Annotated in this window: 21 protein-coding genes and 4 pseudogenes; 10 read left to right on the forward strand and 15 right to left on the reverse strand. The window is 67.7% G+C overall.

Annotation, left to right across the window (positions count from 1 at the left end; genetic code table 11):
• Positions 1-74 precede the first annotated feature (74 nt).
• A pseudogene (locus tag ACFW48_RS13585) lies at positions 75-904 on the forward strand (IS5 family transposase).
• Here the strand turns inward: ACFW48_RS13585 and ACFW48_RS13590 are convergent.
• The 3 genes from ACFW48_RS13590 to ACFW48_RS13600 form a co-directional block, all read right to left on the reverse strand.
• Positions 898-1,359 carry a transposase gene (locus ACFW48_RS13590; RefSeq protein WP_386313844.1) on the reverse strand — a complete coding sequence of 154 codons (462 nt, stop codon included), beginning with the start codon at positions 1,357-1,359 and terminating at the stop codon, positions 898-900. The pseudogene ACFW48_RS13585 and the gene ACFW48_RS13590 sit on opposite strands and share 7 nt — an antisense overlap.
• 82 nt (positions 1,360-1,441) lie before the next feature.
• A complete protein-coding gene (locus tag ACFW48_RS13595) occupies positions 1,442-1,849 on the reverse strand; it encodes a winged helix-turn-helix domain-containing protein (RefSeq protein ID WP_386313847.1) in 408 nt (135 codons plus the stop codon).
• A gap of 128 nt (positions 1,850-1,977) precedes the next feature.
• A complete protein-coding gene (locus ACFW48_RS13600) occupies positions 1,978-2,547 on the reverse strand; it encodes an SET domain-containing protein (RefSeq protein ID WP_386313850.1) in 570 nt (189 codons plus the stop codon).
• 725 nt (positions 2,548-3,272) lie between these two features.
• Here ACFW48_RS13600 and ACFW48_RS13605 point away from each other — a divergent pair.
• Positions 3,273-3,665 (forward strand): hypothetical protein, encoded by a 393-nt coding sequence (locus ACFW48_RS13605; RefSeq protein WP_386313853.1) that lies wholly within the window; start codon positions 3,273-3,275, stop codon positions 3,663-3,665.
• Between the two features lie 123 nt (positions 3,666-3,788).
• Here the strand turns inward: ACFW48_RS13605 and ACFW48_RS13610 are convergent, their stop codons facing one another.
• The 5 genes from ACFW48_RS13610 to ACFW48_RS13630 form a co-directional block, all read right to left on the reverse strand.
• Positions 3,789-3,962 carry a hypothetical protein gene (locus tag ACFW48_RS13610; protein WP_386314017.1) on the reverse strand — a complete coding sequence of 58 codons (174 nt, stop codon included), beginning with the start codon at positions 3,960-3,962 and terminating at the stop codon, positions 3,789-3,791.
• Positions 3,963-3,998: 36 nt separating this feature from the next.
• Positions 3,999-4,460 (reverse strand): hypothetical protein, encoded by a 462-nt coding sequence (locus ACFW48_RS13615; RefSeq protein WP_386313854.1) that lies wholly within the window; start codon positions 4,458-4,460, stop codon positions 3,999-4,001.
• A gap of 540 nt (positions 4,461-5,000) precedes the next feature.
• Positions 5,001-5,198 carry a helix-turn-helix domain-containing protein gene (locus tag ACFW48_RS13620; protein WP_386314005.1) on the reverse strand — a complete coding sequence of 66 codons (198 nt, stop codon included), beginning with the start codon at positions 5,196-5,198 and terminating at the stop codon, positions 5,001-5,003.
• On the reverse strand, positions 5,195-5,368 hold the full coding sequence (locus tag ACFW48_RS13625) for a recombinase family protein (RefSeq protein ID WP_386313856.1): 174 nt from the start codon (positions 5,366-5,368) through the stop codon (positions 5,195-5,197). Before ACFW48_RS13625 ends, ACFW48_RS13620 begins: the two co-directional genes overlap by 4 nt.
• A 435-nt stretch (positions 5,369-5,803) precedes the next feature.
• Entirely contained in the window at positions 5,804-6,133 is a 330-nt protein-coding gene (locus ACFW48_RS13630) for a winged helix-turn-helix transcriptional regulator (protein WP_386313859.1), read from the reverse strand.
• 177 nt (positions 6,134-6,310) lie between these two features.
• On the opposite strand from ACFW48_RS13630, the gene ACFW48_RS13635 reads away from it, so the two are divergent.
• Positions 6,311-7,201 carry an NAD(P)-dependent oxidoreductase gene (locus ACFW48_RS13635; RefSeq protein WP_386313861.1) on the forward strand — a complete coding sequence of 297 codons (891 nt, stop codon included), beginning with the start codon at positions 6,311-6,313 and terminating at the stop codon, positions 7,199-7,201.
• Positions 7,202-8,083: 882 nt separating this feature from the next.
• On the opposite strand, the gene ACFW48_RS13640 is transcribed toward ACFW48_RS13635, so the two are convergent.
• Positions 8,084-8,923 carry an SDR family oxidoreductase gene (locus ACFW48_RS13640; protein WP_386313864.1) on the reverse strand — a complete coding sequence of 280 codons (840 nt, stop codon included), beginning with the start codon at positions 8,921-8,923 and terminating at the stop codon, positions 8,084-8,086.
• Between the two features lie 92 nt (positions 8,924-9,015).
• Between ACFW48_RS13640 and ACFW48_RS13645 the strand changes: the two genes are divergently transcribed.
• On the forward strand, positions 9,016-9,477 hold the full coding sequence (locus ACFW48_RS13645) for a winged helix-turn-helix transcriptional regulator (RefSeq protein ID WP_386313867.1): 462 nt from the start codon (positions 9,016-9,018) through the stop codon (positions 9,475-9,477).
• Here ACFW48_RS13645 and ACFW48_RS13650 read toward each other — a convergent pair.
• Positions 9,471-9,766, reverse strand: a pseudogene (locus tag ACFW48_RS13650) (IS630 family transposase); the annotation flags it as partial. The gene ACFW48_RS13645 and the pseudogene ACFW48_RS13650 sit on opposite strands and share 7 nt — an antisense overlap.
• Before the next feature lie 731 nt (positions 9,767-10,497).
• On the opposite strand from ACFW48_RS13650, the gene ACFW48_RS13655 reads away from it, so the two are divergent.
• Together ACFW48_RS13655 and ACFW48_RS13660 are read left to right on the forward strand one after the other, a co-directional pair.
• The gene (locus ACFW48_RS13655) at positions 10,498-11,208 is read left to right on the forward strand and encodes a hypothetical protein (RefSeq protein ID WP_386313870.1); all 711 of its coding nucleotides are present in this window, start codon (positions 10,498-10,500) and stop codon (positions 11,206-11,208) included.
• Between the two features lie 61 nt (positions 11,209-11,269).
• Positions 11,270-11,776 carry a carbonic anhydrase gene (locus tag ACFW48_RS13660; protein ID WP_386313873.1) on the forward strand — a complete coding sequence of 169 codons (507 nt, stop codon included), beginning with the start codon at positions 11,270-11,272 and terminating at the stop codon, positions 11,774-11,776.
• A gap of 147 nt (positions 11,777-11,923) precedes the next feature.
• On the opposite strand, the pseudogene ACFW48_RS13665 reads toward ACFW48_RS13660, so the two are convergent.
• Positions 11,924-12,313, reverse strand: a pseudogene (locus ACFW48_RS13665) (ATP-binding protein).
• Positions 12,314-13,172: 859 nt separating this feature from the next.
• Between ACFW48_RS13665 and ACFW48_RS13670 the strand changes: the two are divergent.
• From ACFW48_RS13670 to ACFW48_RS13680, 3 genes and pseudogenes are all read left to right on the forward strand, one after another.
• Entirely contained in the window at positions 13,173-13,511 is a 339-nt protein-coding gene (locus tag ACFW48_RS13670; RefSeq protein ID WP_386313876.1) for a MerR family transcriptional regulator, read from the forward strand.
• A gap of 296 nt (positions 13,512-13,807) precedes the next feature.
• Positions 13,808-13,963 carry a hypothetical protein gene (locus ACFW48_RS13675; protein WP_171987478.1) on the forward strand — a complete coding sequence of 52 codons (156 nt, stop codon included), beginning with the start codon at positions 13,808-13,810 and terminating at the stop codon, positions 13,961-13,963.
• A 462-nt stretch (positions 13,964-14,425) separates the two neighbouring features.
• Positions 14,426-15,065: pseudogene (locus ACFW48_RS13680) on the forward strand (hemolysin III family protein).
• Between the two features lie 147 nt (positions 15,066-15,212).
• Here ACFW48_RS13680 and ACFW48_RS13685 read toward each other — a convergent pair.
• The 4 genes from ACFW48_RS13685 to ACFW48_RS13700 all read right to left on the reverse strand — a co-directional run bounded on the left by ACFW48_RS13685 (position 15,213) and on the right by ACFW48_RS13700 (position 18,063).
• Positions 15,213-15,521, reverse strand: a complete 309-nt coding sequence (locus ACFW48_RS13685; RefSeq protein WP_386314007.1) for an SCO5918 family protein — start codon at positions 15,519-15,521, stop codon at positions 15,213-15,215.
• 286 nt (positions 15,522-15,807) lie between these two features.
• Positions 15,808-15,942, reverse strand: a complete 135-nt coding sequence (locus tag ACFW48_RS13690; protein WP_386313879.1) for a hypothetical protein — start codon at positions 15,940-15,942, stop codon at positions 15,808-15,810.
• 73 nt (positions 15,943-16,015) lie between these two features.
• Positions 16,016-17,512 carry a DEAD/DEAH box helicase gene (locus tag ACFW48_RS13695; protein ID WP_386313882.1) on the reverse strand — a complete coding sequence of 499 codons (1,497 nt, stop codon included), beginning with the start codon at positions 17,510-17,512 and terminating at the stop codon, positions 16,016-16,018.
• 347 nt (positions 17,513-17,859) lie between these two features.
• Positions 17,860-18,063 carry a cold-shock protein gene (locus ACFW48_RS13700; RefSeq protein WP_030817331.1) on the reverse strand — a complete coding sequence of 68 codons (204 nt, stop codon included), beginning with the start codon at positions 18,061-18,063 and terminating at the stop codon, positions 17,860-17,862.
• Positions 18,064-18,613: 550 nt separating this feature from the next.
• On the opposite strand from ACFW48_RS13700, the gene ACFW48_RS13705 reads away from it, so the two are divergent.
• Positions 18,614-18,886 carry a hypothetical protein gene (locus tag ACFW48_RS13705; RefSeq protein ID WP_386313884.1) on the forward strand — a complete coding sequence of 91 codons (273 nt, stop codon included), beginning with the start codon at positions 18,614-18,616 and terminating at the stop codon, positions 18,884-18,886.
• Positions 18,887-19,239 lie beyond the last annotated feature (353 nt).

The raw sequence follows: 19,239 nt of genomic DNA on the forward strand, positions 1-19,239 counted from the left end.
CCCCGCCTCTTACTGGCTCTAACAAAAGCTGTTTGATCATGTGACTGTCTGCTTGGTCGTTCGTTGATGCGGTCCTGGGGAGGCGTCAGTCGCGGCCGTGGATCGTGTCGGACGAACTGTGGTCGCTCATCGAGCCGTTGTTACCCGAGCCGGCGCCGAAGCAGGTGGAGGGACGGCCTCGGGTGCCGGACCGGCAGGCCCTGTGCGGGATCCTGTTCGTGCTGCCCACCAGCATTCAGTGGGAGTGCCTGCCCCAGGAGCTCGGCTTCGGCTCGGGCATGACGTGCTGGCGGCGTCTGGCGGCGTCTGGCGGCCTGGAACGAGGCCGGTGTCTGGGAGAAGCTGCACCAGCTCCTGCTGAACAAGCTGCGGTCGAAGAACCGGCTGGACTGGTCGCGGGCGGTGATCGACTCCTCCCACGTCAGGGCCGCACGCAGGGGCCCGAAAGCGGACCCAGCCCGGTCGACCGCGCACGTCCGGGCAGCAAGCACCACGTCATCACCGACGGGCAGGGCATCCCGCTCACGGTGTCGCTGACCGGCGGGAACCGCAACGACGTCGCCCAACTCCTGCCGCTGTTGGACAAGATCCCGGCAGTGGCGGGAGTCGTGGGCCGGCCTCGCAGGCGGCCCGACATGCTCTTCGCGGACCGCGACTACGACCACGACAAATACCGCCGACTCCTGCGCCAACGCGGGATCCGCCCGGTGACCGCCGAACGTGGCCAGCCGCACGGCACCGGCCTGGCATCTTCCGCCGGGTCGTCGAGCGGACGATCTTCTGGCTGCACGGCTTCCGACGCCTGCGCATCCGGTGGGAACGACGTGACGACAGCCACGAGGCCTTCCTCGGGCTCGCCGTCTGCCTGATCACCCACCGGCACGTCCAGAGGCTTTGTTACTGACCTTTCCGTTGAGTTGTCGTGCTGAGTGTGAGATCGGTTTCGGCGAGGCAACCCTCGATGAGGTCGGTGCGTCGTTGGATGCGGCGCAGGCCGCTGCGGACAGCTTGGACAAGGTGGTCGCGGTCGCGGAAGACGACGTTGGCGGTAGTGCTGCGCCGGAGCAACGACCAGATGCCCTCGACCGGATTGAGGCCGGGTGCATAGCTGGGCAGCTGGACGTTGGTGAGCCAGTCATGCTCTGCCGCGTACTCACGTAATCGGCTGCAGCGATGAACATTCAGGTTGTCCCAGATCACCAGGATGGGACCGCCGGGCTGGAGGTGGGCCCGCACGAGAAGATCACGGTAGTCCTGCCAGGTGAAGCCGCGGTGGGCCCCTTGGTGATGGCCCTGGACGCGAGGACGGTAGATCAGACGGCTGCGTTCGCCGGCCTTGAAGCACACCAGTGCGGCCATCGTGATGCGGCCGCGGGAAGCGCCGTTGAATCGACCACGGGTGTGCTCCCCCTGGGTGCCCAGGTGCGTGCACGGTGCGACGTCATCGAGACAGCGGCTTCGTCCTCGAAGACCAGCCATGCCCCGAGCGCCGCCGCGGTGGCTTTGCCCGGGGCCAGATCTCCTTCACCCAGCCGGACACCGCCGCATCGTCCCGTTCGACCGCCCGCCGGGCAGGCTGCTGACACGACCAGCCGTGCCGCCGCAACAACTCCCACACTCCGCGGATCGACAACGACACTCCCAACTGGCCGGCAATCAGCAGCCGCACCCGCGAGAGCGTCCACCGCTCATCCGCCCAGCCCTGAGCCATCGCGCCTTCCAGCAACAGCGGCTCGAGCACGGCGAAGTCACTGTGGCCGAGCTTCGGGCGCTCGCCGAGCACGAGAAGCAGGAGGCGTACCCCGAAGCCGTCGCCCAGGCGCACGCAGACTTCGCCGATCTCCAGCACGCCGACGACGCCCCCGCCCCCACCGAGTCCGCATCCGGTGGCCGCACGACCGGCTGACCCCGACGTCAGCCGGACCGTGATCAATCTCAGCGGCACTTTCTGTACCGCAACTACAAGGCCGGACACCGTCATCCTTCACCACCGTCATCGTCGCACCGTCGACCCCGGAGGCGAAGCGTTCCTCCGCCTGGGCCGCGGCTTCGGGACGGCCCTCCTCGATGGCGCTCCTGTCGAGAAGGGCCGTGGTTCTCGAGGTCGGTGAGATAGGGGGCGACGAAGCCGTGGTAGTCCGCTTTGCGCTCGGCGGGTAGATCCTTCCAGCCGGTGATGCGGTCACGGCAGCGCGGTGAGCCGCACTGGCAGTGGGCGGCGAAGTGATCGACGGAATGATTCCGCATGGCGTAGTCGAAAGTGATCTCCTGGCCTGCTGCGATGGGCCGGCGGGCGATGAGGTCGTGGGCGCCGCTGGCGTTGACGCGGATTCCGCAGTTCGGCTCGCAGGAGTGGTTCACCTTGGGGATGAGCCCGCTGTGCAGCACGAACCGTTTCTCGCCGATCTGAGAGGCGTGGGAGTGGTTGTGGTCCAGCTCGCGGTCGATGACACCGACCATCACTGTCTCGCCGACCTGGAAGGACCGGGTGGCGAACACGCCTTCCCCCTTGGCGTCGGTTCGCTGGAGCTCGTAGCCGTCGTTCACGCTGCCTGCTCTCTGCAGGACCGGCCCTGCCCGCGAGCCGATCACGGATGAAGCGGGCGTTCCCACACCGGGGACCATCCGCAAGGCATGGCACGAATGATCGTTTCCGACTGATCGTCTGAAAGATACTCAACTGGCGCGACGCTTCACCACGCTACTTTGCGCCTGATGTCCGGCCCATCGGCAAAGACCGAATCGACACCGCAAGACGCCTCGGCGACTGGTCGGACTACGCAGCCGCCCGAGGACGTACGCAGCAGATCAGGGGTCTTCCACCGAATCCCGTTGCCGGGCCGACTGCCTGTGCTCGACGCTCAAGACCACCCAAAGTCACCAACAGGCTGGGTGCCACGGGGAACTGGCGACAGTCGAATACGAGCCCCTACCAATACTGACGCCGTCTCCAGTCTCGGGCGCCTCCTCCGGTGGAGCCGTACGAGTGCGGCGGCGTTGAGCGCGCAACGCGACCAGCCTCTCGCTGAGGCCAGAAACGAAAGCGACCGCACCGGGCCCTCGACCCGCCGCCTCCGCCTTGGCTGTGACGCCCTACGATGCGTCAGTCCTCCGGCGGAGCCGGATCACTGTGCGGCAAGGGGAGTCCGTGCGCCTCTCCAGCTACGTCACGAAGGCCGCCATGGGCGCGGCGGCGATACCCCTCCTCGCCGGGTGCACTGGGGAACTTCGAGGTCACCAACACCGGCCGGAAGAAGGTCCCCGCCGCCTATATGGTGGACAGCAACTTCGCCCTGAACGACACCGACTGGGCGCGCGGTCAGGAGGTCTACGTCAGTGGCGGCAGGCCGGGCGGGTTCGACCTGCCCTGCGCGGACACCGCGCCGAAGACGCTGGCGCCCGGTGACTCGTACAACACCTGCGTGACCTACGCGTTGCCCGAGGGCGTCGGCGTGCTGTCGCTGACGCACAACGCCGACGGCTACCTCGACCAGGGCGGCGGGTGGATGCCGCACTCCGTCCCGCTGTCGCCCGGCGGGATCGTCCGGGCGACCCAGTCGGACGGACAGCCGGGGATCTTCGTGTCGAGGCCGAAGGGAGTCTTCCCCCGTATCTGCCGACCGCCCTCGGTGAGCAGGCGAACGCTGTCTGCTTGGTCGCCGTAGAGGTCTTTCGGCCCGGTGTTGGTGTAGATGACGGACGACGACATGCCGTTCGCGGTGGGTTTCGCGGAGGCGGGTCGGCCGGGACTGGTGGCCTGGCGGGCCCCCTTCACTGAGGCGGCCGGGTCAACCGGCCGACCTGCCGTTCGTCTTCGCGAGCGGCAGGGACACACGGTTACCCGCCGCCGCGAACTCCTTCGACTTCTCCAGCATCCCCGCCTCGATCTCTTCAGGCGTCGAGCCCTCGTCACCACCGAGCTGCTCTGTGATGCTTCTGCTGATCTTCCGGGCCCCCGGCACACGCCCGAGGGCCCGGTCCGCAGGGCGGCGCCGCGCTCACCTCAGCTTGTTCAGGTCCCGCTGGCTCATGCCGAACCGCACGTTCGGCTGGTCGTACCTGAAGGGGTACCCGACGATGAACGCGGAGGCGATGAGCACGCCGTTGGGCAGGTAGGCGCCAGTTGCCTGCTCGATCAAGTGCTTCACACCGTAGCTGCCGGCGGTGGGCGTCCTGATGGGCGTGATGTTGTCGCGCAGCCACAGGGCCGTATTCGCGACCAGCTCCTCATTGCGCCGCAGGTGCTCGCGGGCGATGGCGAGTCCGGCGCGCCGCTGCTCGGCGGCCAGGCGAGGGGAGTTGAAGACGCCGATGCCGAAGTTGCCGAGCCTCTCGTGCTCCTCCATCACTTCGGCCAGGGTCGGCCAGTTGAGCTGGCGGCGGCGAGCGTTCAAGTACGTCGTTTCGGTGGCGGCCTGGAAAGCGCGAATCCACGACTTCTGACGGTGGTTCTGGGTCATCGGGTGCTCCTCGCGGGGCTTCCCACGTTCCCCGCACGGATGTCTGATGACCTGGCGGAAGAGCTGGGCGCGATTCGGAGAACCTTGTCTTCGCCGCCACGGCGGACGTGGGCCACCGTGACTCGGAGCGGGCAGGCGCTTTCTGCCAGGAGCAGTATACCCATCTGCTCACTCATGCCCGCAGGCTATCGACGCCGCCTACCCCTTGTACGGTGAAGCCGACAACCCTGCCCCCGCCTCGCTCAGTACGTCTCCGTGGGCCCGCTCTACGGGGGCATTCCGCAAGTCGGTGACGGCCTCGTACCAGTCATCGAAAGCACCGCCAGCCTCAACACCACCGGCACGAGGAAGGGCCAGCACCGGCCAGCACCCCTCACCCGCCACCGGCATGAGGGCGCTGCGGGAACACGACGAACAGGTTCGCCCAGCGGCGGGCACGTGATCACCCAAGGCTAGTTTGCGGCTGGTGCCTGAGCTAGGGCTCCGGGGCCGACTCGGGGCGCCGGTAAGAATCGTGTCACCAGCCGTAAACGGCGGTGATCAGTCCTCTGCCCCGGAAGGTCGGGGCAGTCCTGCCGTGTTGGTCGACTCGGCGAGTGCGAGGCGGCCGCCCTTCAGTTCGGGCACGTAGTCGTAGAGGGTGTTGCGGGAGACGCCGAGGAGCTTGGCGATCGAGGTGACGGTGTTCTCCGGGCGGGCGAGCAGGTCCCGGGCGTGCCAGACCTGCTCTTCGGTCAGCGCTGGCGGGCGGTGTCCAGGCCTTCGTTGGTGCCCTGGAGGATGAGTTCTCGGATGAACTCCGCCAGGGCGGCGAAGACGTGGAAGACCAGGCGCCCGCCGGGCGTGGTGGTGTCGAGTGCCTCGTGCGGTGAGGTGAAGCCGATGCCGCGCTTGCGTAGGCCGGACACGATGGCGATGAGGTCCTGGATGGAGCGGCCGAGCCGGTTCAGCGACGGGTCGTTGTCGGCGAAGACCCGGATGCACTGCTTCGTTGAGTGCGTGGATCTGCCGGTCGAGCAGTTGCCCTTTGGTGGACACGCGCGTATCCCACGAGGCCGCCGGCGCGTACGGCCCGAACGGAGGCGAGGAGGTCGGTGGTGTCGCCGTCGCGGGGCTGCTGCACACGCCAGATCGCACAGAAAGCGGTGCTCCCCGAGTTCCTGAGCACATTGACTTTCTGGCCCCGTTTTATGGGCATGATCCGGTGCCGATCCGGCCGCGCGGCCCCGCTTGCCGTTCTCGCTCAGGAATCGGTCGATTCTCGCACACGACAGGTTCGGTCCGTAGATCTCGTCCCTCGATATCGATCCCGACATGCCGCGTGGAGGGCATCCATGACGGGCTCAGGGGATGGCCTCAATGCGTTCCATGTGCTGCTCGCCCCACTCGCCGAGAGGGGCGAGCGCGGCGTTGAGGGAGTGGCCGAACTCGGTCAGCGAGTACTCCACCTTCGGCGGTACCTGGTGAAAGACCTCGCGATGCACCAGGCCACTGGCCTCCAACTCCCGGAGCTGAAGGATCAGCATCCTTTCGCTGATGCCGGGCACGGCTCGCCTCAACTCTCCGAAGCGGAGCGGTCCTTCACCAAGCGAAAACAGGATCAGCCCTTTCCACTTACCCCCCATCACCGCGATGGCGGCGTCGAATCCACACGTATAGGTCTGCCGTGTCATGAAAACTCCTACTGACAAGAATGTGGGTACCAGACAGAATTGTAGGTACTTGATGGAATGTGTGTGAAGCCCCAGCATGGAACGAGCGTCGCAGCCGGGGCCGCCACTGACCGGTGCGGACGTGCGCATTCGGGATTCTTTCGATGCTCAACATCTGACTGTGTACTGGAGCGAAACATGACTGGGGACATCCGCACACCCGTGACTGTCATCGGGCTGGGTTCGATGGGGCGCGCGTTGGCCGAGGCATTCGTCGGCGCCGGGCATCCGACAACGGTGTGGAACCGCACACCGGGCAAGGCGGCGCCGCTGGTGGCCAAGGGAGCAGTCCATGCAGAGGTCGTGGAAGCTGCGGTCGCGGCGAGCCCGCTGGTGATCACCTGCCTGACTACCTTCGAGGACACCCAACGGGCTCTGGAGCCGGCCGCTGCAGCGCTGAATGGGCGGGCTCTCGTCACCCTGAGCAGCGGTTCGCCGGCCGGCGCACGCGAGACGGCCGCCTGGGCCACCGGCCACGGCGCCCGGTTCCTCGGCGGAGCGGTCAAGAACGTGCCGTCGGCCGTGGGGGCGCCGGACACCCTTCTGTACTACGGCGGCGACAGAAGCGTGTTCGACGAGTACAAGACGACTCTGATGGTGCTGGGCGGCGACACCGTCCATCTCGGCGATGAGACGGATCTCGCTGCGCTCTACGAGATGGCGGTCGGTGGCACCCTGCTGCCGGCGCTCGTCGGGTTCTTCCAGGGTGCCGCTGCTGTCCAGGCACGCGGGCTGGACGCAAGTACGTTGGTGCGCTTCACCATCAAGTGGTTCGAGATGATCAATTCCGTCCTGCCGACCCTTGCTCAGGAGATCGACAGCGGTGATTACAGCAAGCCCGCTTCTTCTGTGAACCTCTTCCTTGCGGGAGCCGCCAACGACGAAGAGCTCGGCAAGGAGTCGAACATCGACACGGCCTGGCACGCCCCCCTGCATGATCTGTTGAAGCGGGCCGTCGAGGCAGGCCACGGAGACCACAGCATCTCAGCCCTGGTCGAGGTGTTGAGGAAGCCGGAGCAGGTGGCGTAGTGCAGCGTCGGGACTCGAAGTGCGAGCCGCGATCGCCCCGTTGCCTCACGGGTACCGGTCGGCCTAGCGACAACTCCGCTGCGGCTGTGTGGTCGCAGACCCGCACGAGCAGACCCGCGCCGGGACGCATCGAGATCAAGGTGTACGGGCTGCGTCCCCGGACTCGCCTATGTGCAGGCGGGTCCGGGGGTCGCAAGAGCGGCGCGGGGGCCTGCGGCGTGTTCTGCGGAAGGCGGCCGAGGCCACCGGCCCGGGGGCCGGGCATCGTGACCGCAGTGAGATCGAGGTGGACAGCGCCATGTCGAGGTTCACTTCGCCGTACGGGCGTACTTGGGACCAGAACAGCGGGGTCAGGCCGCGCCGGTCAACGGGAGTGAGCAGGTCGGCCCACTCCGGATCGTCCAGGACGTCATGGAGTACGAGGGTGTTCACGTAGAACAGAGCCGACTGCAGGTGGGGGCGTTGGTGACGTCGCCGGCCAGTGGTGTGGGTTCTCGCGGTTCGTGTCCTATTCAGAGGCTGTGAGCTGCGGCTGGCCCCGGTGTCTCACGCCGTGTCCAAGCCAGCCAGTCTCACGGTGGCGCCCGAATCCCCGGCCCGACCACGAGGGGCAGGGTGGCTGGCCCGCAGGAGGCCATCCACAGAACATCGCCCTTCTTCCTGGAAGCCGACGTCCGCGCCCGGGTGAAGCCAGTGGAAGGAGAACTCGACCCCGTTCACTGGACCGAGACAGCCGAAGAGATCCTCGACTCCCTCGCCTGCTCCTGCCAACGGATCTCAGGCGCAGGAGACCAGTAGGACCCTGTCAGGTCGCTCCGGCGGGGTCGCCCCGTGCGGTCGTAGTCGCACGAGGCTGCCCGGGCGCTTCAGCTCAGTTGCGCCTCAGCGAAAGGCGGCGATGCTACGGGCGACCCAGTCGTTGAAGGGGCGTGGAGCGTGACCGAGGACTCGTTCCACGTCCGGGCTGATCCGCAGTTCGGTGGGGGTCGGGGCGGAAATGATGTCCAGGGTGTCGTCGGCGAGCTCCGGCGGCACGAACTGGGTCATCGCGGCCTTGGCCTCCTCGCGGGTGAGTTCGTGGAACCGCACCGGCGAGCCGAGCGCGGCGGCGATGGCCTCCGCCTGCTGACGGGGCGTGATCACCTCGGGCCCGGTCAGCTCGAAGATTCCGCCGGTGTGCCGGTCGTCCAGCAGGCAGGCCGCCGCGACCTCGGCGATGTCCGCCGGGTCGACGATCGGAACCCCGACATCGCCGAAGGGTGCGGCGACCGTCCCTTGGGTGCGGACGGACTCCGCCCACGCCAAGGCGTTGGAGGCGAAGCCGCCCGGTCGTAGGACGGCCCAGTCCAGGCCGGACTCTCTCAACGCGTCCTCCACCGCGCGCATCGCGATCCGCGAGGGGCCGAGCGGCCTGGTCGCCACGCCCTGCGAAGACAGCAGGACGACTCGGCGGACCCCGCTGGCAGCGGCCAGGTCGATAATGTCGGTCGGCCTGGCTTCGGGGGCGTGCAGGTCGCCGGACAGCAGGAGGAACAGCGCCTTCGCCCCGTCCAATGCGGGGGCGAGGCCCTGCGGCTCGGCCAAGTCAGCCGGCACGTGCCGGACCCCGTCCGGCATTGCCACCGCGTGCCGTGACACCGCCGTCACCTGCTCGCCCGCCTTGACCAGGGCCTGCGTCAAAGGCTGGCCCACATTCCCGGTAGCCCCGGTCACCACGATCATGTTCAGCTCCTAGTCCGTTGTGCACTGCGGCAATTGACGCTATGGGGCAGGCTTACCTTTCGTAAGAACATACCCAGAGGTAAGCTCCGGACATGAGGGAAGGTGCGCAGCTGACGCAGGCCGAGGCGGGCAATCGGTATGAGGTGTTTCACACTGACTGCCCTGCGCGCAACGTGGTCGACCACGTGACCAGCAGGTGGGGTATCTGGGTGCTGATCTCCTTGCGGAGCACCGACCTTCGGTTTCACGAGCTGCGCGACAGCATTCAGGGCATCAGCGAGAAGATGCTCGCTCAGACACTGCGCGCACTGGTCCAGGACGATCTGGTCTGGCGGAAGGTCGAGCCGACGACGCCACCCCAAGTCACCTACGGACTGACTGAGTTTGGCCAGGACGTCGGTGAGCCACTGACGGACTTGTTCGACCGGATCACGCAGCGGCTGGCAGCCAGCGGGGCGTCCGCCACGGAGCGGCTGAGCGCAACAGGTCAAGCGAAGCAGCTGTCCACCCCAGGCCCTCAACAGCTTCATCATCTCGACGACGAACACGAGTAGCAGCCGTCGAAGGAGCGCGCTCCGTGGGTGCGGTGGCAGGCGGCAGGCGCTCGGTCGGGCTTGGTCCGCTCGGCCCAGCAGTTGCCGTCGGTGGGCCGGATTCCCAGCGGGCCGAACTCGTCGAAGTCGAAGGCCCGGTCCGGGACGTGTTCGATGCGGTCGAGCTTGGCGTCGCGCTCGGGCGATCCTTCCACGTCTTGGTGCGCTGGAAGGTGGTGGCGCGGCGGGCGAGCAGGCAGCGTGATGTCTCGCGGCCGATGCGGACGACCCGGTCGTGGGCCTTCCGCAGTCGGCGTGCCCGTGAACGTGGTCTCGGCCGTTAGAGCCGGGCATGCGTGTGAGCGTGCCTGCGGGCGCGTGAGGGCGTATACCGGCGTGTACGGGGCCCGCCCGGTCCGGCCCGGCGGGCGTCTGGGGCCCGCCGGGCGGTCAGGCGGGTGCCTGGTCCTTGATGAACTGGGTCGGCCGCGCCGCGCTCCCTCGGCCACCTGGCCGGTGGTGAGGTAGCTGCAGGAGAGCCGGATCCGCCGGTCGCCCGCGTCGTCCAGGTGGAGATGGCGCATCGGCGGCCAGATGACGCCGTACTTCTCCGCCGACACGTCCAGCGAGGCCTCGTCCGCGTCGAACGGCACGTCGAGCATCAGGAAGAACCCGCCGTCGAAGGTCATTCGTAGGATCGGCGGAGCCCAGGGGCTCTGAGTATGGCTCGTTGCCTGTCGCGGTTGGTATGGCTTCGGCAACTTGGCCGCCCGGAGCCCCGCGACGCCTCGGCCACCAATTGGGAATCGCGATTCGATCGCTCTGTAAGAGCATGCGCGGCGCTGTGGCACCGTTGGCCGGCGCGCTCAACAACCTCGCGACCGGACTGGCTGGCCGCCTACAGCTACTTCGCCCGGCTGCTCGATCAGTGCGAGATCCGGCGCGCGGATGAATCCGAGGGCACGTGAGTCGTTTCCGCCGGCCGACCCGATCCACAGAGCGGGGTGCGGTCCTTCCGGTCCTGGCTCCTTGGCTCTCGGCATGACGATGACACCGGCTGAACTCGAGGCGCAGAAGGACACGCTGGAACTCCTCAACAACGAGGTGGCCTCGCGGCCTGACGCGCCAGTCGGAATCGCTGGCGAAGATCGACACCAAGGCGGTGTTCCTGATCGGGTTCGCGGCGACCGCCGCGCAGTTCTGGCGACACACAAGCACCACGACGTCCTCGCCTACTGCGTCTTCGCCGCGTACGCGATCTCTCTGCTGGCTGGGGTGCAGACGTTCCGGGTGGCTGAGTACAAGGACCTGCGGCTGCGGCACCTGGTCGTCAGCTACGTCCGCTTGCCCAAGGAGCTAGCCCTGTTCCGGCTGGCCTCGTGTCGGGCTTCGCTTCGAGGAAAACCAGCGCCGCCACCAGAGGAAGGCCAGGTACTGGACCCCGCGCTGATCGGGACCGACAAGAGGAACGACACCAAGCCCATGGTGACCAGGGTGGTGCGTCCGCAGGGGGACACCGAGACCCACTGCTCCAGGAACGCCTCTTCGCCGGCCACCTCAACCGCCCCCTCGGCCCGGAGGCGCGCGAGAGACCGAAGAAGACTGACCGGCGAGTCGGACACACCGTGGGCCCTCGGGGAATCAGCCATGACATCCCCGGGGCCCGACTTTATTGGCGAAGCTGTCCTGTCTTTTGCGTATGCCTCACGCCGGGCGGGACTCCACAGACGAAGTGCGCTGCTACGAGCGTGATGAACGGCGGGCACGAGGCCCCTTCGGTGTGCGGGCGGAGGCCGGATTTTGTGCTGCCGTCATGCCGAGAACTTCGCCCGCCATAGCCTCCGACTCGAGGCTGGCCGCCGAGACCATCTTCGACCAGGGGCTGGGTGATCTCTTTGTTGTCCGTACTGTCGGGCATGTTCTGGGGTCGGAGGTGCTGGGGAGTGTGGAGTACGCGACCAGTGTGCTCGGCGCCCGCCTGGTCGTCGTCCTCGGACACGACCCGTGTGGCGCCGTCGCGGCCGCCCGGGCGGTCGTGGAGGACGGCTTGTCCGTCGGCGGCTTCGTCCGTGACGTCGTCGAACGTGTCACCCCGAGCATCCTTGCCGCCCGCGCGGCCGGACTGACCTCCGCCAGCGACGTGGACGAGCACATCCGCCACACGGTTGACCTGCTTCTCGACCGCTCACGCCTGCTCTCGGAACAGGTCGACGCAGGGGAAGTGGCCGTTGTAGGCCTCGGCTATCAGCTTGCCGAAGGCAGCGCACGGCCGGTCACGTCACGCGGCGACATCACCGAAGAGGACGAAGCAGGCTCATGACCCAGTACTTCGACTGCACCGAGCCGACGGTCCGCCATGCCGGTCCCGAAGAAGCCCTCTCGGGTGACAAGCGAAATCGGCCGTGTCGGCAGCGGTGATGGGCGAGAGCGCTCCGGGGGCGGCGGGGCCGCCCCCGGAGTATTGGCTCTACCTGGCTAATAGGGCGCTCACGGTTTTGCCGCCGGCGGCCTGGCGGGTCACGGCGTGGTGCGGGTGAGACAATTGACCATGGGCCAGCCAAGGCCTCCGTTGCCGCCGTTCAGGTCGGGGGTGAGCATGCGTGGCACCTGGGCTGGGGTCGTGCACGGCCACCTCCATGCTGCCCTCTGGGTGCGCCGTCAGGTCCATGGTGCAGGTGCCGCCGCCGTGGCGCAGGGCGTTGGTGACGAGCTCGGAGACGACCAGGGCCACCGTGTCTCGGCGGTCTCGGGTGCGAGCGCCAGTACGAGACCGTCGAGGAACTCCCGGGCTGTCGCGGGCGCCGGCTACGGATGTCGCCGAGCGGAGGGTTGCGACGTTGACGCTCGTCGTATCCATCAGGGCGCCCGCGGTCTTGGATCGTTGACGTCTGGTCCTGCCTGACCGGGGCTTGTGCCCCGGCTGCGGCCCGTTAACCCGGCTCGTCCCGGCGCCCATCACTGTTCGAGAGGGATTACCTCCCTGTCGAACACGCGAAAATGTATATCCGTCAGAGTAGACATTGAGCGGTGGAGTGGTTATGTTTCTCTCGTAACCCAGAAGGACCGCAGGGCCCGGCAGAGACGAACTGCCGGGCAGCAGTACCCGCAGTTGTAGGACGGTGCGGTGGTGGAGTTTCGAAGCCAGGTGGTTGCAGGACGGCGACGGGACTGACGACCGGACCGGGCGGCCCGCAGTGATCAGGGGCCGCCACCGCAGTGGCAGTACCCAGCAGCGAAGTCAGTGAGCGGTACCTCGGTGAAGGCGTCGGCTGCGGACGCGCGCACCGGGAGGTTCGGCAGTGGGGTTCTAAGCCAGAGCAGACGCAGGACGGGCGACGGGGCTGGCTGCCGAAGAGTGGCGCTGTCACAGGTCACTGAGAGGTTCGCATCACCAGCAGTACGCAGTAGAGAAAGTACCAGCAGTAGGAAGTTCCCGTTTGGTAGATAGTTGATCACCGAGGGAAGAACGGAGGAACGAAGCGCCATCAGGATCGCCCGGGCGGAAGTCTTGGGCCCGGGTACCGCAGGACATCGATAGTGAGGTGGTCTCCGGTCAAGCAACCGCGATCCCCGCGCTCCCGACAGCAGGCAGGTCGGGTCCGCGGACACAGAAGGCCGGCGCAGTATCAGGGTCGGCAGATGGTGTAGCAGTTCCTTCGGGGCCTTGGTGCCGTACGGCACCAAGGCCCCTCCACGCGTTCCACAGAGAGGTGCAAATGGCAGCAGACGATTCGTACGGCCGTCTCGACGACGACGATTACCCCGCCTACACCATGGGGCGGGCAGCCGAGATGCTCGGCACGACCCCCGCCTTCCTGCGGGCCATCGGGGAAGCCCGACTGATCACGCCCCTCCGCTCGGAGGGCGGCCACCGCCGCTACTCCCGCTACCAGCTGCGCATCGCCGCCCGCGCCCGCGAACTCGTCGACCAGGGCACCTCCGTCGAGGCGGCCTGCCGCATCATCATTCTGGAAGACCAGCTCGAAGAAGCCCGGCGCATCAACGAGGAACTGCAGAGGCGCCCCGCCGGCCTTGCGGACAAGGTCGACGCCTGATGCTGCATCTGCCAGCCGGGCCTATCAAGGTCCGGCTGTCCAAGCGGGAAGCTCTTGCCGTAACCGAGGAGACAGCCGTCCGCACCGATGCGCCATTGCGCTGTCCATGGTGAGCTCCATGGGGGCGGAGAAGGCTAGCGGCACGTCCTTCCCGGAACCGTGCTGCAGGGTGTCCGTCAGATGGCAGGTGATCCCATGCTGTCTGCGACCCAGGGCTGTCGCCCGTCTGGGCGAGGGTCCTCGTCTTCTGGGCGGCATCCCTCTACCGTGGGCGGCAGCCGCCGAAGGGAGGCGCCATGTCGGACGATCCGACGGGCCCGTTGGGCACGGCAATGCGGGAGGTCACGTTCCCGGACCAGTCTCGCGGGATCATTTTGGTGCGGGCGGGGACACCGCAGGACGAGGCCGAGGCAATGGCCGCCCGTGTGTGGGCCGAGATGCCGGAAGGTTGACCTGCCTGAACGCAGGTGACCCGTACCGTGCTCCACGCACTTTCCTGAGCCGTCGGCCATGGACCGGAACCAGCCGTACGGAGCCCGCACCGGTGCATGGCGCCATCTGCACGCGTCAATCGCCTGAGGAGGCGCGGTAGCGGTCTCTGCGACGAGGTCGAGGCCACTCAGGGTGAGAAACACCGCGCCGCGTTCCGCAGCCTGGTGCGCCTGCCAGCTGTCCACGAGAGCTGCCGGGGGGAGTCGTCCACATCTTGCCCGGCGCGCGTTGCCGGGTGGAGAGCAGGTGGTGAAGGACGGGCTCGGCGAGGGCGGCCGAGGAGACCTCGTCGGCCAGCCGACATACACGGCTTTCACTGGCCCAGCGGTGACAGGCCGCCGGAACCGGCTTTCGGAACACACAGTTGCAGTGCGGAGGAGAACCCTCATCCTGTTGCCGATCCGGCCGGTTGAGCGGCGGACCTGGTCGAGCCGGTCAAGCCGAAGCTGCGTGGCCGGCTCCACGCCGTGATGTTCCCCGCCTCGTTGAGTGCCGGCGTCGTCCTGATCTGCCTGGCGCGGACCGAGCAGGCGGCGCTGGCGTGCACCGTGTACTCCGTGACCGCTTGGCTGCTGTTCGGGACGAGTGCCGTCTACCACCTGGGCACCTGGGCACCTGGGGGCCGCTGGGCGAGGCCGTTCTGCGTCGCCTCGACCATGCCAACATCTTTCTGATCATCGCCGGAACCTGCACCCCTTCGGCCGTGCTCCTTCCCCCTGACCGGCAAGCTCTGCTGCTGTGGATCGTGTGGACGGGTGCGCTGGCCGGCATCGCGTTTCGTGTCCTGTGGGTCAGTGCTCCCCGCTGGCTGCACACCCCCTGCTACCTGGCCCTGGAGTGGGCACCGGTGCGCTACCTTCCCGACTTCCCGCACACCGGCGGAGCGGTCGTAGTCATCCTGATAGTGACCGGCGGTCTCCTCTACAGCGCGGGAGCGGTGGTGTACGCCGTCCAACGCCCCGACCCCTCGCCCCGTTGGTTCGGTTTCACGAGGTGTTCCACGCTCTGACCGTGGCAGCCTTCACCGCCCACTACATGGCCATCTCCCTCGCCGTCTACTGACCCAGTAGCAGGAGTCGCCCCTGCGTCACGGTGCTGTCGCCCCACTCGCGCACGTTCGGGGGATGCGGCATGCAGTGAGGGCCCGACCGTGCGCGCCGGTCGGGCCCTCACTGCTGTTCTGGTGTCAGCGCGCGCCTGTCGCGTGGGTCAGACGGACAGGGGGGCGCCGAGCATCGCGGAAGCCCGCTGCAACGGACTTTCGATGCGCGCGGGGGCGGCCTCGGGCAGGGTGCGACAGGTGAAGCCGAGCAGGGCCATGGCCCTCAGGACCTCGCCGACGCTGAAATCGCGGCGGTCCTGGCGGGTGATGACCTGGCCGACCTGCTTGACGGGGTAGTGGCGCCGTCCGATAGTCACGGACTCTCCGATGACGGGCTCGGGTTTGACGCCCTTCATCGATTCCAGCACGCCGCTCTTGGTCAGGTCGAACGGGAAGCGGGCAATGACACAGCGCATGATGCCCCACAGGCAGAAGAGGAAACGGGGCCGACCGCCGTCCAGCGGTTCCGCGGGAGAGAGCGAGGACGCCCAGGGCGTTACCGTGTTCGTCGACCACGGGCACCGGCCGAGCCGCCCGAAAGGCACCGCGTCCTCGGCCTCTTCCCTCGCGGTCAACGGTGAGACGAAGGGCTCGCTGCCGTCGGTGATGTCACCGAGGCGGATCCGGTCGGTGTATCCGGAGCTGTCCCGGACGGCGGTGAGCCGGGCCTGGGTGACCAGGCCGACGCACACGCCGTCCTCGTCAGACGACTAGATTCTCCGCACGAGCGGCGGCCATGACGGCCAACGCCACCTCGACGGTCATGTCATACCAGACGTGCGGACCGGCCGCGTCCACGACGTCGACCACCGTGCCGCGGACGGGACGAGCACTCACGGAGCGAGCCTGCAACTGGACCAGCGTCAAAGGGGGCCCCTGCGCAGACGGGCGGGTTTCTGACCAAGACGGCTTATGCGGCCGCACCGGCAGTGGACTGGAGCGCGGCGGGACGCCGGGGCGCCGAAGCGGGGCGGCGCCGGCCACGGGAGGTGGCACCGCGCTTCTTGGGGCGTTCGGCCACCGGTGCGGTAATGACGACCGGAATGCCGGTCGGCGCCTGGGCTCCGGTGATCCGGCTGAGGGCCTCGTCGCCCGAGCGGACCTGGGTCGTCTGCGGCCGGATCCCGGCGTCCGACATGAGACGGACCATGCCGCGACGCTGGCTCGGTGTGACGAGCGTGACGACGCTGCCGGACTCACCGGCACGGGCCGTGCGGCCCCCGCGGTGGAGGTAGTCCTTGTGGTCGGTCGGCGGGTCGACGTTGACGACGAGGTCGAGGTTGTCGACGTGGATGCCGCGCGCCGCGACGTTGGTCGCCACCAGCACGGTGACGTGTCCGGTCTTGAACTGCGCCAGGGTGCGGGTGCGCTGCGGCTGGGACTTGCCGCCGTGCAGGGCGGCGGCACGTACCCCGCTGTTGAGCAGGTCCTGAGTCAGCCGGTCGACGGCGTGCTTGGTGTCGAGAAACATGATCACGCGCCCGTCGCGGGCGGCGATCTCGGTGGTGGCCGCGTGCTTGTCGGCGCCGTGGACATGGAGTACGTGGTGCTCCATCGTCGTGACCGCGCCGGCCGAGGGGTCGACGGAGTGCACGACGGGATCGGTCAGGTAGCGGCGCACGAGCAGGTCGACGTTGCGGTCGAGGGTGGCGGAGAACAGCATGCGCTGGCCCTCGGGACGGACCTGGTCGAGCAGGGCGGTGACCTGCGGCATGAAGCCCATGTCGGCCATCTGGTCGGCCTCGTCGAGGACGGTGATGGAGACCTGGTTCAGCCGGCAGTCGCCGCGGTCGATGAGGTCCTTGAGGCGTCCCGGGGTGGCGACGACGACCTCGGCACCGCCGCGCAGCGCGCTCGCCTGCCTGCCGATCGACATTCCGCCCACGACGGTGGCCAGCCGCAGCTTCACGGAACGGGCGTAGGGGGCGAGTGCGTCGGTGACCTGCTGCGCCAGTTCACGCGTCGGTACGAGGATCAGCCCCAGCGGCTGCCGGGCCTCGGCGCGCTGCCCTGCCGTACGGGCCAGCAGGGCCAGCCCGAAGGCCAGGGTCTTGCCGGAACCGGTGCGGCCCCGGCCGAGGACGTCGCGGCCCGCGAGGGAGTTCGGCAGGGTCGCGGCCTGGATCGGGAAGGGCACGGTAACGCCCTGCGATCCGAGGGCGGCCAGCAGCTCCGCGGGCATGTCGAGTTCGGCGAAGCCCTCAACGGCGGGAAGCGCGGGGGTGATCGTCCGGGGGAGGGCGAACTCCCCCTGGGTGGCGGCGGGCCGGCGGCCGTAACCGCCGGAGCGGCTCGGGCCGGCCGACCGGCGCGGGGCCGACGAACCGAAGCGGCTGCCACCCTTTCCGGATTCGGCAGTGCCGTTACGGGTGCGGGCGTAGCGGTCGTTCGTACGTGTGCGGTTCATGCGGAACCTTCCTCGATGCGGCACATATCAAGGAATTCCCGCAGTAATGGGCGGCACGGAGAATTGCAAGAATGGGCCGGTGGGGTGGCAGCTTGCACTCGCACGGATTTGCCCGTCGCGGGATTCGCAAGCGCTGAAATGAGTGGCGCGGTGTGGGCTCAGTATTCGAAGCGTCCACTGCGCTGTAGCTGTGAAGGGGGTGCGTCTGCACCCCTGAAGGGTGATCCGTGTGCGGTGAGCCTACGGATTCCCTGGTTGTCCTCCACAGGTGAAATCACTGTGGGAAACACATGTAGCTGGGGCCCGCACCCCGAGGGATGCGGGCCCCAGCTACAAGTACGCGACAGTCAGGCGAGAACGATGTTCTCGGCCGTCGGGCCCTTCTGGCCCTGCGCGATGTCGAAGTTCACCTTCTGGCCCTCCAGCAGCTCGCGGAAGCCCTGGGCGGCGATGTTCGAGTAGTGGGCGAACACGTCAGCGCCGCCACCGTCCTGCTCGATGAAGCCGAAGCCCTTTTCCGCGTTGAACCACTTCACGGTACCAGCAGCCATGTCATTTCTCCTTTGGGGCAGTGCACCGGAGCCCGCACCGTGCGGACGCCGTGTCGCCGCGATGATCACCCCGCCCGGAAAAAAGACCGGAAATACAAAAGCGCTCCCAGCGGCACAGGGCCGACCGGAGCACTTGAAGTTTCGGGAACCACAACTGCAACTGAGAACGACAGTAGCACGCCGCAGCAGCCAGTGTGCGGTGAAGGACGCCACCCCACTTATTGGGGCAGAGAATCTACCCGCATGCCGCGTTTAAATCTTAGCCCGCGGGCACAGATATTGGCCCACCCGCGCGACGTTATATTTTGCGTTCCGCGCTTGCGCGATCCGGTCCCACGACACGCCCTCGAAGACCGGCTCCGGCAGTGTCGAACCCGAACCGATCCCTTCCGCCAGGTGCTGGGGCCCATAGCGGCCTCTGGCGTGGCCCGGCAGCCCATCATTACCGTGTCGGAGTGGAGCTGCCTGGATAAAGGTTTTTGGGGAGATGTCGCCGGCATCGCTGTTGCCCCGGCTCACCGCACGGCCTTGGCGGGAGCACGCTGGAAGGGTGAGTAGTGCGCCGATCGTCGCGCACCGTCCTTCCGGTACGGGCGGCCGAAGGGTGACGGTGCACCGGCACGGGCGTGACGAGATCCTGGGCACTGCCTACAGCGACCACGACCTGGTCGTATTCCTCGAAGGCGCCGGTATCGCCGACCCCGAGTCGGTTCTGGATCAGCCGCGGTGGAGCGGCAGGTTCCCCGACACCGCCATGTCCGTGGTGATCGGCGACCCGATCCCCTGCACTGCCGTCCCCGTCAACATCTCGTCGGACTCCTGAAAGGGCATCTCCGGCAACCTCGTCCGCATCGACGCGGGGTCCAGGACGAACGTGTGGGGGTGGACTCCGCCGGTGGCATCTGCCGGTACACGAACATGCACCATGCGCGGCCTGCCTGCACGAGGATGAGGACGGCCGGCGCCGGCCAGCCGATCAAAGGGACGAAGGCGCGTCCGGTGAGGGTGACCTCTGCAACGGTCCCAACGAGCAGGCAGACATGAAGGGTGATTATGACGGGGTGGTGGCGTTGCCCGTACTCGATGCCGCCGCGGTTGATGGCCCATCGCGTGTTGCGACGGGCGGTTGTCAGTTCGACCAGGCGCACGACGGCCACCGCGGTCATGAGAGCGAAC

This window comes from Streptomyces sp. NPDC058812 (genome assembly GCF_042744565.1).
In the GTDB taxonomy this organism is placed as follows: domain Bacteria; phylum Actinomycetota; class Actinomycetes; order Streptomycetales; family Streptomycetaceae; genus Streptomyces; species Streptomyces thinghirensis.